Source organism: Mesorhizobium sp. WSM4806, assembly GCF_055811635.1.
The window spans coordinates 149,154-162,436 of record NZ_JBVVQZ010000009.1; the positions used below are offsets into that span (position 1 = coordinate 149,154).

Annotated in this window: 8 protein-coding genes; 2 read left to right on the top strand and 6 right to left on the bottom strand. The window is 62.7% G+C overall.

What is annotated here, in order from left to right:
- Nucleotides 1–3: 3 nt before the first annotated feature.
- Together mfd and AC0L2M_RS15955 are read right to left on the bottom strand one after the other, a co-directional pair.
- Nucleotides 4–3,501 carry a transcription-repair coupling factor gene (gene mfd, locus AC0L2M_RS15950; RefSeq protein ID WP_023801099.1) on the bottom strand — a complete coding sequence of 1,166 codons (3,498 nt, stop codon included), beginning with the start codon at nucleotides 3,499–3,501 and terminating at the stop codon, nucleotides 4–6.
- 13 nt (nucleotides 3,502–3,514) lie between these two features.
- Complete coding sequence (locus AC0L2M_RS15955) at nucleotides 3,515–3,802, bottom strand: FAD assembly factor SdhE (RefSeq protein WP_473535322.1); 288 nt, start codon at nucleotides 3,800–3,802, stop codon at nucleotides 3,515–3,517.
- 334 nt (nucleotides 3,803–4,136) lie between these two features.
- Between AC0L2M_RS15955 and recG the strand changes: the two genes are divergently transcribed.
- Nucleotides 4,137–6,224, top strand: a complete 2,088-nt coding sequence (gene recG / locus AC0L2M_RS15960) for an ATP-dependent DNA helicase RecG (protein ID WP_473535369.1) — start codon at nucleotides 4,137–4,139, stop codon at nucleotides 6,222–6,224.
- Here recG and AC0L2M_RS15965 read toward each other — a convergent pair.
- The 3 genes from AC0L2M_RS15965 to glmU all read right to left on the bottom strand — a co-directional run bounded on the left by AC0L2M_RS15965 (nucleotide 6,176) and on the right by glmU (nucleotide 10,357).
- Complete coding sequence (locus AC0L2M_RS15965; protein WP_031255660.1) at nucleotides 6,176–6,934, bottom strand: DUF502 domain-containing protein; 759 nt, start codon at nucleotides 6,932–6,934, stop codon at nucleotides 6,176–6,178. The genes recG and AC0L2M_RS15965 overlap by 49 nt on opposite strands.
- A 79-nt stretch (nucleotides 6,935–7,013) precedes the next feature.
- A complete protein-coding gene (gene glmS / locus AC0L2M_RS15970) occupies nucleotides 7,014–8,837 on the bottom strand; it encodes a glutamine--fructose-6-phosphate transaminase (isomerizing) (protein ID WP_128168999.1) in 1,824 nt (607 codons plus the stop codon).
- A gap of 158 nt (nucleotides 8,838–8,995) precedes the next feature.
- Nucleotides 8,996–10,357, bottom strand: a complete 1,362-nt coding sequence (gene glmU, locus AC0L2M_RS15975) for a bifunctional UDP-N-acetylglucosamine diphosphorylase/glucosamine-1-phosphate N-acetyltransferase GlmU (RefSeq protein ID WP_023801093.1) — start codon at nucleotides 10,355–10,357, stop codon at nucleotides 8,996–8,998.
- A 383-nt stretch (nucleotides 10,358–10,740) separates the two neighbouring features.
- Here glmU and AC0L2M_RS15980 point away from each other — a divergent pair, with 383 nt between their 5' ends.
- Nucleotides 10,741–12,423: a caspase family protein gene (locus tag AC0L2M_RS15980; protein ID WP_473535323.1), complete on the top strand. Its 1,683-nt coding sequence runs from the start codon at nucleotides 10,741–10,743 to the stop codon at nucleotides 12,421–12,423.
- A gap of 68 nt (nucleotides 12,424–12,491) precedes the next feature.
- Here AC0L2M_RS15980 and AC0L2M_RS15985 read toward each other — a convergent pair whose 3' ends face one another.
- On the bottom strand, nucleotides 12,492–13,238 hold the full coding sequence (locus tag AC0L2M_RS15985; protein WP_023801091.1) for a cytochrome c biogenesis CcdA family protein: 747 nt from the start codon (nucleotides 13,236–13,238) through the stop codon (nucleotides 12,492–12,494).
- Nucleotides 13,239–13,283 lie beyond the last annotated feature (45 nt).

Genomic DNA, 13,283 nt, shown 5'->3' on the forward strand with positions numbered 1-13,283 from the left:
GCGCTAAGCCGCCTTCTCCACCAGCCTTGCCAGCTGCGTCATGACGACCGCTGAACCGGCCAGCCGCTTTTCAGGTGTCGGCCAGTCGCGGACGAAAACGACGCTGTGGTCCGGCCGGATCTTGGCCAGCGAACCCTGCTCGCCGATGAAGGTGACCAGCCCGACGGGGTTGGAGAACTCGCGCTTGCGGAAATGGATGACGACGCCCTTTGGCCCGGCATCGAGCTTTTCGACATTGGCCTTGCGGCACAGCGCCTTGATGAAGACGATCTTCAACAGATGCTTCACTTCCTCCGGCAGCGGTCCGAAGCGGTCGATCAGCTCGGCGCCGAAAGCGTCGATCTCCTCGGTGTTTTCGAGATCGCCGAGGCGGCGGTAGAGCGCCAGCCGCAGCTGCAGGTCCGGAACATAGCTTTCGGGGATCATCACCGCCGTGCCGACGGCGATCTGCGGCGACCAGCCGCCATCCTGCACCTCGCCGGAATCCTTGACCTCGGCGACGGCCTCTTCCAGCATCTGCTGGTAGAGCTCGAAGCCGACCTCCTTGATGTGGCCGGACTGCTCCTCGCCGAGAAGATTGCCGGCACCGCGGATGTCGAGATCGTGGCTGGCGAGTTGGAAACCGGCGCCGAGCGTGTCGAGCGACTGCAGCACCTTCAGCCGGCGCTCGGCGGTATCGGTCAGCTTGCGGTTGGCCGGCAGCGTGAACAGCGCATAGGCGCGCACCTTCGAGCGGCCGACGCGGCCGCGCAGCTGGTAGAGCTGCGACAGGCCGAACATGTCGGCGCGATGCACGATCAGCGTGTTGGCGGTCGGGATATCGAGGCCGGATTCGACGATGGTGGTCGACAACAGCACATCGTACTGGCCGTCGTAGAAGGCGTTCATGATGTCGTCGAGCTCGCCGGGCGGCATCTGGCCGTGAGCGACAGCCACCTTTAGCTCGGGCACGGATTCACGAAGGAAATCATGAATTTCCGCCAGATCGCTGATGCGCGGCACGACATAGAAGGAATGACCGCCGCGGTAGCGTTCCCGCAGCAGGGTCTCGCGGATGACCAGCGGGTCGAAGGGCGAGATGAAGGTGCGCACAGCCAGGCGGTCGACCGGCGGCGTGGCGATCAGCGACAGTTCGCGCACCCCGGTCAATGCCAGTTGCAGCGTGCGCGGGATCGGCGTCGCCGACAGCGTCAGCACATGCACGTCGCTCTTCAGGTCCTTCAGCCGTTCCTTGTGCTTGACGCCAAAATGCTGTTCCTCGTCGATGATCAACAGGCCGAGATTCTTGAACGAGATCGACGAGCCGAGCAGCGCGTGAGTGCCGATGACGATGTCGACGGTGCCGTCGGCGATGCCTTTCTTGGCCTCTGCCAGTTCCTTGGCGCCGACCAGCCGCGAGGCCTGGGCGACGCGGATCGGCAGGCCGGAGAAGCGCTGCGAGAAGGTCTTGAAATGCTGGCGCGACAACAGCGTCGTCGGCACCACCACCGCGACCTGAAAGCCTTCCATCGCCGCAATGAAGGCGGCGCGAAGTGCGACCTCGGTCTTGCCGAAGCCGACATCGCCGCAGATCAGCCGATCCATCGGCTTGCCGGCGCCCAGGTCGCCCATCACCGAATCGATCGCCGTCTGCTGGTCGTCGGTCTCCTCATAGGGAAACCGCGCGGCGAATTCGTCATAGAGACCGTCTGCCGGCACCAGCGAAGGGGCAGCGCGCATATGCCGCTCGGCGGCGATGCGGATCAACTGCCCGGCCATGTCGAGCAGCCGCCGCTTCAGCCGCGCTTTTCTGGACTGCCAGGCGCCGCCGCCAAGCTTGTCCAATGTCGCTTCGGCCGAATCCGAGCCATAGCGCGACAAAAGCTCGATGTTCTCCACCGGCAGGAACAGCCGGTCGTCGCCGGCGTAATGGATTTCGAGGCAATCATGCGGTGCGCCGATCGCCTCGATGGTGCGCAGCCCGATGAAGCGGCCAATACCGTGGTCGCTATGGACGACGATGTCGCCGGAGGACAAAGCCGAGGCCTCGGCGATGAAATCGGAAGGGCGCTTCTTGCGCTTCGAGCGACGGATGAGCCGGTCGCCCAGAATGTCCTGCTCGGCGACGACGACCAGTTTCTCGGTCTCGAAGCCGGATTCGAGCGGCAGCACGGCAAGTCCCGCCTGCCCCGGTTCGAGCTTTTCCGCCTCGGCCAGCGTAGCCACCGGCTCGAGGTTGCCGAGATGATGCTCGGCCAGGATCTGGCCGAGCCGGTCGAGCGAACCTTCGGTCCAGCCGGCGACGACGACGCGACGGCGGGCGGCGCGCTCGTCGGCGATGTGTTTTACAACGACGTCGAAGACGTTGACGTTGGGGTCGGCGCGTTCCTCGACGAAGCTGCGGCCGTGCCGCGACCCGGCATGGAAGATTTTCCTGGCGCCGGCGTCGGGCGCGTCGAACGGCGTGAAGTCGATCGCCTCGCGCGGGCCAAGCGAGGCGATGAGGTTTTCCGGCGACAGATAAAGCAGGTCGGGCGGCACCGGCTTATAGGGGACGGCGTCCTTCAGCGCGCCGTCGGCCTGCTTCCTGCGCGCCTCGTAATGGTCGAGGATCAGCGCATGGCGCTCCGCCAGCGCCTCATGCGCCAGATGATCGAACACGACAGGCGTGTCCGGCAGATAGTCGAACACCGTCTCCAGCCGCTCGTAGAAGAACGGCAGCCAGTGCTCCATGCCGGCAAAACGCCGTCCCTCGCTGACCGCCGCATAGAGCCCATCGTCACGCGAGGGCGCGCCAAAAGCGTCGATGTAGGAGCGGCGGAAGCGGCTGATGGTCTCCGGCGTCAGCGCCACTTCGCTCATCGCCTGCAGCGCCATCGACTTGCGCTGGCCGGTGGTGCGCTGCGTGGCGGCGTCGAAGACGCGGATCGATTCCAGCGTATCGCCGAAGAAATCGAGCCTGAGCGCTTCCGTCCAGCCCGGCGCCAACAGGTCCAGAATGCCGCCGCGCACGGCGAACTCGCCGACGCCGCGCACGGTCGGCACCCGCTCGAAGCCTGATATCTCCAGCCGCGACGCCAGTGCGTTCATGTCGATCTGGTTGCCGGGTTTGGCGTGAAATGTCTGCGCCTCGACAAGGCTTGCCGGCGGAATGCGCTGCAGCAGCGCGTTGGCGGTGGTCAGGATGACGGCGCGGTGCGGGTTTTTTGCCAACGCGATCATCGCGGTGAGCGCGTCCAGGCGCCGCGCGGCTGCATCCGAGCCGGGCGAAACGCGGTCATAGGGCAGACAATCCCAGGCCGGCAGTCCGAGCACCGGCAGGCCAGGCGCGGCGAAGGAAAGCGCCTCGACGATCGCAGGCAGGCGCTGGCCGTCACGTGCCACGAACAGCACCGGCTTGTCGGGCGCGATCTCGTGCGCGGCCTGCACCAGCGCGAAGGCTTCGTAACCATCGGCGACGCCGTCGACGATGAACTGGCCGGCGCGGCCTTTCGGCAGGCCGATTGTGGGGATCAGGCTCATGGAATCACGTATTTCAGAATGTCATCGCCTGGCGCGACGCCAGGATTTTTTGCAGGACGGCACAGTCGATGTCAGCCGGAATCGGCCGCTCGCCGGTGATCACGGGCAGGAATTCGGTGTCGGCAATTTCGAGGAGCCTCTCATATTGGTCGAGTTCGTCGCCGGTCAAGCCGCCGATCTCGTCGTCTGCGAAACTGCCGAGAATAAGGTCCATTTCGCGCATGCCGCGATGCCAGGATCGAAACAGAAGCTTGCGGCGGCGGGCGTCGAGCCCCTCGCTTGATCGTCTTGTTCCGGTCATTGTCCAGCATCCTTGCCTGAAGCGGCGCATATAGCGTGGATAGAGCGCGGTGTCAGCCTTGCAACGGTCCGGCGGGTGTCTAACATCCCGGTGTGACATACACTCCTGACACCGTCGGCGCTAAGACCCCCCTCTGTCCTGCCGGACATCTCCCCCTCAAGGGGGGAGATTGGATGTTGTTTCTGCTTTCGCAAATCTCCAATGCTGTAGAAGGCACGCTGTCGGCAAAGCTGCCGATCTCCCCCCTTGAGGGGGAGATGGCCGGCAGGCCAGAGGGGGGTGAGCGCCGACATCGCGTGGTCTCTCACCCGTGAGACCTTCCCTCCTCGATCCGATGTTTGTCCCGATCACCTCGCTTGCCGGCGTCGGGCCGAAGGTCGGCGCCCTGATCGAGAAAATCGTGCCGGCCGATCTCGGCGACCGCCGCCCCGCACGTGCCGGCGATCTTCTGTTCGTGCTGCCGCATTCGGTGATCGACCGCCGCAACCGGCCGGGCATCGCCGGTTCGGTCGAAGGCGCGATCGTCACCCTCGAAGTGCGCATCGATCACCACCAGCCGCCGCCGCGCGGCAACCGATCGGTGCCGTACCGGGTTTACGCCCATGACGACACCGGCGAGATCGCGCTGACGTTCTTCCATGCGCATGCCGCCTATCTCGAAAAGGCGATGCCGGAGGGCGAGCATGTCGTGGTCTCCGGCCGCATGGAATGGTTCAACGGCCGCCCGACCATGGTTCATCCCGACCACATCGCGCTGGCCAGCGAAGTGGAAAACCTGCCGCTGGTCGAGCCGGTCTATCCGCTCACCGCCGGCCTCTCGGGAAAAGTGCTGCGCCGGGCAATCGGCCAGGCGCTCGCTCGCTTGCCGGTGCTGCCGGAATGGCAGGAGGGTGAGTTTCTGCGCCGCCGCAGCTTTCCCGCCTTCGGTGATGCTCTCTCCCGCATCCACAATCCCGCCGACCCGATCGACGTGTCCGTCGACGGCGCGGCCTGGCGGCGTCTCGCCTATGACGAGTTTCTGGCAGGCCAGGTGTCGCTGGCGCTGGTGCGCGCAAAAGTCCGCCGCCTGTCCGGCCGGCCGCTGGTCGGCGACGGCCGCTTCGTCGAAAAGCTGCGCGCCGCCCTTCCCTATTCGCTGACCAATTCGCAGGAAATGGCGCTTGCCGAAATCAATGCCGATCTCGGTGACCCCGAACGCATGCTGCGCCTTCTGCAGGGTGATGTCGGGTCAGGCAAGACGGTTGTCGCGCTGCTCGCCATGGCGCGCGCTGTCGAGGCCGGCGGCCAGGCGGCATTGATGGCGCCGACCGAAATTTTGGCGCGTCAGCATCTTGCGACGATTGCGCCGTTGGCGGAACAAGCCGGCCTGCGCATCGCCATCCTCACCGGCCGCGAAAAGGGCCGCGAGCGCGCCGAGACGCTGACCGGCCTGGCCAGTGGCGAGATCGACATCGTCGTCGGCACCCATGCGCTGTTCCAGCAAACGGTGACGTTCCACGACCTCGTCCTCGCCGTCATCGACGAACAGCACCGGTTTGGCGTCCACCAGCGGCTGGCCATCACCGCCAAGGGCGACGCGCCCGACATGCTGGTGATGACGGCGACGCCGATCCCGCGCACGCTGGTGCTGACTGCTTTCGGCGACATGGATGTGTCGAAGCTGACGGAAAAACCGGCCGGGCGCCAGCCGATCCGCACCGTCACCCTGCCGCTCGAGCGGCTCGACGAACTTGTCGGCCGCATGCGCGACGCAGTCGCCGACGGCCAGAAGATCTATTGGATCTGTCCGCTGGTCGAGGAGTCCGAAGAGATCAAGCTGATGTCGGCGGAGGACCGTTTTGCCTCCTTGAAGCCGCTGTTCGGCGACCGGATCGGCCTGGTGCACGGCCGCATGAAGGGCGCCGAAAAAGACGAGGCGATGCGCGCCTTCAAGGCCGGCGAGACACGCATCCTGATCGCCACCACGGTCATCGAGGTCGGCGTCGATGTGCCGGATGCGACGATCATGGTCATCGAGCATGCCGAGCGCTTCGGCCTCGCTCAGTTGCACCAGTTGCGCGGCCGGGTCGGTCGCGGCGAAAAACCGTCGTCCTGCGTGCTGCTCTACAAGGATCCGCTCGGCGAGACGGCAACGCGCCGGCTGTCGGTGATGCGCGAAACCGAGGATGGGTTTCGCATCGCCGAGGAGGATCTGAAGCTGCGCGGCGAAGGCGAGTTGCTCGGCACCCGCCAGTCCGGCACCCCTGGCTTCCAGGTGGCGCGCATCGAGGCGCATGCCGACCTGCTCGAAGCCGCTCGCGACGACGCGCGGCTGATCCTGTCGCGCGATCCGGAACTGCAATCCGAACGCGGCGCCGCCCTTCGCATGCTGCTCTATTTGTTCGGACGCGACGAGGCGGTGCGGCTCTTGCGCGCCGGCTGAGGCTCGGCATCCACCGGCGGATTGCCGATCTGGCCGCCGATCGGCTTGCCGTTCAACGTCACCATGTTCGTCTTGACCGCCGGCGCCACCAGCCCTGCCGAAACGATCAGCTTGGCGCCGTCCTCGATCGTCATGTCGAGCAGCACGATATCGGATTTCGGCACATACATCAGGAAGCCGGTGGTCGGGTTGGGCGTGCACGGCATGAACACCGCGATCAGCGGATCACCCTCCTGGTCGAGCTTCTGGTTGATCTCGGTTTCCTTCTCGCTGGCAACGAAGACCAGCGACCAGACGCCCTTGCGCGGGTATTCGACCAGCCCGACCTGGCGGAACATGTCGCCCTTGTTCGACAGCACGGTCTCGAAGATCTGCTTCAGCGACCCATAGATGCCGCGCACCAGCGGCATGCGGCCGAGCAGCCGCTCGCCGAACAGGACGATAGCCCGGCCGACGATATTGGCGGTCAGGAAACCGATCAGGGTGATCAGGATCAAGGCGACAATCAGCCCGAATCCCGGAACCGGCGCCGGCAGATAGCTATCGGGGTTGTAACGCGCCGGAATATAGGGTTTCACCCAGGAATCGACCCAGCCGATGAACGACCAGGCGATGTAGGCGGTGATCGCCAGCGGCGCGCAGACGACAAAGCCTGTCAGAAAGTAATTCCGCAGCCGGGTCATGCCTGAGGTCTTGGAAGCATCGGACATGGTTCACCGCAGCGCTGATTGCGGCGCGACATTAATGAACCGCATCCGGCTTTGGAACTGCGAATTTTTTAAACCACGCCTATTCCACCGTCACCGATTTCGCCAGGTTGCGCGGCTGGTCGACGTCGGTGCCCATGAACACCGCGGTGAAATAGGCCAGCATCTGGATCGGCAGCGCGTAGATGATCGGCGAGATGATTTCCGGCACGTCCGGCAGCACGATCGTCTCCATCGTCTTCACCGTGGCGTGCGCGGCACCCTTGCTGTCGGTGATCAGGATGATCTTGCCGCCCCGCGCCGCCACTTCCTGCATGTTCGACACGGTTTTTTCAAAAATCCGGTCATGCGGGGCAATGACGATCACCGGCATGTTCTCGTCGATCAGCGCGATCGGCCCGTGCTTCAGCTCGCCGGCAGCATAGCCCTCGGCATGGATATAGGAGATTTCCTTGAGCTTCAGCGCGCCTTCCATGGCCAGCGGGAAATTGGTATCGCGGCCAAGATAGAGCACGTTCTTGTAGTGCGAGAGGTCGCGCGCGACCTTTTCGATCTGGCCGTCGAGTTTCAGGACCTGGTTGGCATAGCGCGGCGCTTCCGACAGTTGGCGGACCAGCGTCGTTTCCTGTTCCTGCGAAATCGTACCGCGCGCCACGCCGGCCCGCACGGCAAGCGAGGCCAGCACCGACAATTGACAGGTGAAGGCCTTGGTCGAGGCGACGCCGATCTCCGGCCCGGCCAGCGTCGGCAGGATAACGTCGGATTCACGCGCCATCGTCGATTCGCGGACATTGACGACCGCGCCGATCTTCATGCCCGCTTTGCGGCAATAGCGCAGCGAGGCTAGCGTGTCGGCGGTCTCGCCCGATTGCGAGATGAAGAAGGCGGCGTCTGTCTTCGACAGCGGCATTTCACGGTAACGGAATTCCGAAGCGACATCGATGTCGACCGGCAGCCGCGCATAGCGCTCGAACCAGTATTTGCTGATCAGGCCGGCCAGATAGGCAGTGCCGCAGGCCGAAATCGCCAGCCGGTCGATTTTGGCGAAATCGAACGGCAAGTCGAGCGGCTTCGAGACGCCGCCAACGAAATCCACATAATGCGCCAGCGTGTGCGAGATCACCTCGGGCTGTTCATGGATTTCCTTCTCCATGAAATGGCGCCGGTTGCCCTTGTCGACCATGAAGCTGGTGCTGAGCGACTGCTGGCGCTTGCGGTCGACCTTGTTGCCGTCCATGTCGAAGATGGCGACGTCGTTGCGGCGCACCACCGCCCAGTCGCCATCCTCCAGATAGGTGATCGAATTGGTGAAGGGGGCAAGCGCGATGGCGTCGGAGCCCAAAAACATCTCGCCATCGCCATGGCCTACGGCCAGCGGCGGGCCGTTGCGCGCGCCAACGATGAGATCCTCGTCTCCCGTGAACATGATGGCCAGCGCAAAGGCGCCTTCCAGCCGCTTCAGCGCCTGGTGCGCGGCCTCGACCGGCTGCAGGCCCCTGGCCAGTTCGCGCCCCACCAGGTGTGCGACGACCTCGGTATCGGTCTGCGATGAAAATGTGTAGCCGTCGCGCATCAGTTCGTCGCGCAATTCGGCGAAATTCTCGATGATGCCGTTGTGGACGATGGCGACGCCGTCGGAAAAATGCGGATGCGCATTGGTCTCGTTGGGCACGCCATGCGTCGCCCAGCGCGTATGGCCGATGCCTATCATGCCGTCGAGCGGTTCGTCCTTCAGCCGGCGTTCGAGATTGATCAGCTTGCCCTCGGCGCGGCGACGCGCCAGCTGGCCGTGCTCGACGGTGGCGACGCCGGCCGAATCATAACCGCGATACTCGAGCCTTTTCAGCGCATCGACGATCAGTGGCGCGACCGGCGAGTGACTGACGATTCCGACGATACCGCACATAGACGTTGCCCCCGATTCCGGCATGAAAACCCGGCGCTATTTAGGGTTGGCCGGGCTGCCGCGAAAATCACATTGCGTTTTGTTCCGTATCAGCCGGAACGGTTCTGCACAGATGCACCATGACCGAGTGCGCTGGCAATCCGATTACCGCAGCCAGGCTAGCCTTTTTTCCGGGCAGCCGCAGCCGAAGCAAAACGCTCGCGCAATTCCTTGCCCTTGCCGGGCAGCGTCCTCTGGCGGGCGCGGCCGAAGGCGAGCGCATCGTCGGGCACGCTTTCGGTGATCACGCTGCCCGAAGCGATGTAGCCGCCCTTGCCGATTGTGACAGGCGCCACCAGCGACGAATTCGAGCCGACGAAAGCGCCCTCGCCGATATCGGTGAAGAACTTCGAGTAGCCGTCATAATTGCAGGTGATGGTTCCAGCGCCGATGTTGGCGCCGGCGCCGACGCGAGCATCGCCGATATAGGTCAGGTGATTGACCTTGGCGCCCTCCTCGACCGTCGCCTGCTTGACCTCGCAGAAATTGCCGACCTTGGCTTTTTGCCGGAGATCGGCGCCCGGCCGCAGCCGTGCAAACGGGCCGACATCGCAATTCGAAGCGATCGTGGCGCCCTCAATATGGCTGAAGGCATGGATCCTGGCGCCGGTGGCGATTGTCACGCCCGGTCCGAACCAGACATTGGGCTCAACGATCGTATCGGCGCCGATCTCGGTATCGTATGAAAAGAATACGGTTTCGGGCGCGATGAGGGAAACCCCGGAGAGCATGGCTTCGCGCCGCCGGCGCGCCTGCCAGATGCCTTCCGCCGCAGCGAGTTCGGCACGGTTGTTGATGCCGAGCACATTCTCAAAGCCGGCTTCTGCGGCGATGACATTAAGGCCTTGCCCGCTTGCGATCTCGACGATGTCGGTGAGGTAATATTCGCCCTTGGCGTTGTCGTTGCCGACCTGGTCGAGCAGCTGCAGCGCGTGCTTGCCTGCAACCGCCATCAGCCCGCCATTGCAGAAGGTGATTTTCTTCTCCTCGTCGGTGCAGTCCTTTTCCTCGCGGATGGCGATGAGCTTGCCGCCCTTTTCGATCAGCCGGCCATAGCCGGACGGATTTGAGCTGCGGAAGCCGACCACAACGACGGCAGCGCCATCAGTCAGCTTCAGGCGCGCAGCCGTCAGCACCTCCGGATCGATCAGCGGCGTATCGCCGAACATGACGAGGATGTCGTCGTAACCCTTTGAGATCGCATCGCGAGCCGCCAGCGCGGCATGCGCCGTGCCGAGCCGCTTGTCCTGGACGAAGGTCTCCGCCTTCGGCGCGAACTTTTGCGTGGCCTTGCGCATCTCGTCGGCGCCATGGCCGATCACCAGCGCCAGATCGCCGCTGCCTGCGGCTTCCGCAGCCTTGACGACATGGGCGACCATCGGCAGGCCAGCGATCGGGTGCAGCACTTTTGGCACGGCGCTTTTCATGCGCGTGCCTTCGCCGGCGGCGAGAATGACGGACAGGCAGGTTCTCTGGCTCATGGAATCCGACCGTATGAAGAGGGTTGGGAATCAAGGCATGTCTAGCCCAGAATTTCACTAGCATTTGGCGCCATGCTGCACCAATGCGGTTAAATTCCGGTGAGGTGGTCGAGCAACTGACTTTTGATCAGTAGGTCTAGGCGGGCGATCAGGTGGTTACCCTACATCTCCGGTTTCAGCTTTTGCAGCGGCTGCAGCCGCCAAGCCTTGGCGTTTGCGCGGAAATTGGCATCGGAGATGGAATGAATTCAAACAGCCACCCTGCACGACTTACGCTCCTTACGTGGAAGCATGGGCAATGATCTGGCCATTTCCTGCCAGTGATAGGTCTTTTCCGTTATATTAGCATCTGATACGTTCGCTCGGGGGGAGTTGTTCCTGCCATGCGCAGCGTTCGTTTTATCCTCATCTTATTGTTTACAGCTGTTTCGGCGGATGCGCTCGCAGATAGGCGCGTTGCGCTGGTGATGGGTAATTCGGCGTACCAAAACGTACACGGACTTCCTAACCCCACGAACGATGCCAGCGACATGACCGCCAAATTGAAAGATTTGGGCTTCGAGGTAGTGACCGGTCTGGATCTCGATTTGGCCAGGATGCGTGTCACGATACGGAACTTTATCAAGAAGCTCGATAGGGCGGACATTGCGCTGTTCTATTATTCCGGGCATGGCCTGCAGGTTAACGGCAACAATTATATGGCGCCTGTGGATGCTCACCTGTCGTCCTATGACGACCTCGATTTCGAGACACTGCCGATGGACCTTGTTCTTGCGGCGATGGAGCGCGCTTCTAAGGTCAATCTTGTCTTCCTCGATGCCTGCCGGGACAACCCGCTCGCCGAGAATCTTGCCCGGTCGATGGGAACACGATCCGGTTCTGTGGGTCGGGGTCTAGCCAAGCTTGGCAGCGGTGTCGGTTCTCTCATCGCATTCGCAACGCAGCCGGGCAACGTGGCATTCGACGGGTCAGGTAGAAACTCCCCCTTCACAACTGCATTGCTCAGGCATCTCGGCACGCCGGGGCAGGATATCACCCGCGACCTCGTTCATGTGCGACGAGATGTGCTCGAAGCGACGTATGGAAAGCAAGTTCCATGGGACAATTCCTCGCTCACGGGCGATGTGGTGTTGAATCCTCTCCCGATTCAGGAGCCGAAGGCGGAATCCGCCCGCACGCCGGTACCAGTCGGGCCTGACAATGCGGTTGAGATCGCTTATTGGGAAACGATCAAGGACTCGGCGGACAAGAGTTTCTTTCAAGCGTACCTACAGCAATATCCGAATGGCGCGTTTGTAGCCCTAGCCAAGTTAAAGATCGACGCAATAAACAGTCGGGTCGATTTGCAACGGCAGGCGACTGATCGACAAAAGGCAGAACAAGATCGCGTGCAAGGGAGGCCTGTCGCAAAGGCTTCAGACGACGTCAAGACCGTCGCCAGGCTTGAACATCCCAATCCGGAAGTCCAACCGGAGAGGTCTTCAGTAGATTCTGATGGCTCCGGCGAACTTGCTCTTTCCACCCAGAGGGAGTTGGCCCGAATCGGATGCCTTACTGGCCAGGTCGACGGAAAATGGGGTTCCGCCAGCCAGAAAGCTTTGAACGACTATGCGAAGCGGCAAGGGATTAAGCTCGCGTCGGTCGAGCCGACGGGCGACCTTCTAAAAGGGCTGAAAGCAATTCGGGCTAGGGTCTGCCCCCTTCTTTGTGCTGACGGAATGGAGGCACGAGAGGGTCGTTGCACGGGTGCAGGGTCTGCCGGTTTAAGTGCTTTCGACGGAAGATGGGCTTTGACGAGACGTGCCACCAATTCGTTGTGCGGGTGGCGGGAGATTACAGCAAATGTTTCGATCAAAAGCGGTAAGATTTCTGCCCCAAAGTGGGAAGGAAAAATCGCGAGCGATGGCACCTTAAGAATAATACATCGCTTTGTTCACGAGGGGAAAAAAGAAAGCAATATTTTAAACGGAAAGATAAACGGTAACAGAGGTAAAGGGAAATTCTACCATGTAGGCGGAGAGTGTGCAGGCGTTGTTGAAATAGACAAAATGGCACCAATTCAGTAGCAGTATCTTTGTCGCAGATTGAGTATAGGTCAAATTCTGTGGGCCAGCATGGGTTTGCGGGTACAGACCTACCCCAACTGCCCCAGCACCGGGAAATTCTCCAGCAGCCAGTAGGATGCAGCCTGCACGCCGCCGGTCAGAAAAAGCACGCCCGCGACGACCAGCAGCGCGCCCATTGCCTTTTCGACGCGGCCGAGATGGACGCGGAATTTTGCGAGAAAGCGCATGAAGGCGCCGGAAAACAGCGCCGCGACCAGGAACGGTATGCCGAGGCCAAGCGAATAGGCGGCAAGCAGAGCCGCGCCCTCGCCGACCGTCTCGCGGCCGCCGGCCAGCGTCAGGATCGGCCCCAGCACCGGTCCGATGCAGGGTGTCCAGCCGAAGGCGAAGGCCAGTCCCATGACATAGGCGGCAACGATACTGGCCGGCTTGCCCTGCGACTGGAAGCGCGCCTCGCGCGACAGCATCGGGATGCGCAATATGCCGAGAAAGTTCAGACCCATCAGGATGATCAGCACGCCAGCCGCCATCCCCAGCGGCTCCTGCCAGACGCGCAGCAGCCGGCCAATGGTCGAGGCGCCGGCGCCCAGCGCCACGAAGACGGTCGAGAAGCCGAGAACAAAGGCGATCGAGGCAAAAAGCAGCGCGCCGCGTGCGTCGGCCTTGGCGGTGACGCCGGCATTGCCGCGGAAATCATCGACCGACACGCCGGCCATATAGCAGAGATAGGGCGGCACCAGCGGCAGCACGCAAGGCGACAGGAACGAGATCGCCCCCGCCCCGACCGCGCTGACATAGCCGATATCCAACGCCATTCCCGAACTCCTGATGGTTTGCGCTGCCATATAGCCGCGACCGCG

What these genes read in the sequence shown, in the direction of transcription:
- mfd (WP_023801099.1), bottom strand. Translation starts at nt 3,501, where the DNA reads ATGAGCCTGATCCCCACAATCGGCCTGCCGAAAGGCCGCGCCGGCCAG.
- AC0L2M_RS15955 (WP_473535322.1), bottom strand. Translation starts at nt 3,802, where the DNA reads ATGACCGGAACAAGACGATCAAGCGAGGGGCTCGACGCCCGCCGCCGC.
- recG (WP_473535369.1), top strand. Translation starts at nt 4,137, where the DNA reads ATGTTTGTCCCGATCACCTCGCTTGCCGGCGTCGGGCCGAAGGTCGGC.
- AC0L2M_RS15965 (WP_031255660.1), bottom strand. Translation starts at nt 6,934, where the DNA reads ATGTCCGATGCTTCCAAGACCTCAGGCATGACCCGGCTGCGGAATTAC.
- glmS (WP_128168999.1), bottom strand. Translation starts at nt 8,837, where the DNA reads ATGTGCGGTATCGTCGGAATCGTCAGTCACTCGCCGGTCGCGCCACTG.
- glmU (WP_023801093.1), bottom strand. Translation starts at nt 10,357, where the DNA reads ATGAGCCAGAGAACCTGCCTGTCCGTCATTCTCGCCGCCGGCGAAGGC.
- AC0L2M_RS15980 (WP_473535323.1), top strand. Translation starts at nt 10,741, where the DNA reads ATGCGCAGCGTTCGTTTTATCCTCATCTTATTGTTTACAGCTGTTTCG.
- AC0L2M_RS15985 (WP_023801091.1), bottom strand. Translation starts at nt 13,238, where the DNA reads ATGGCGTTGGATATCGGCTATGTCAGCGCGGTCGGGGCGGGGGCGATC.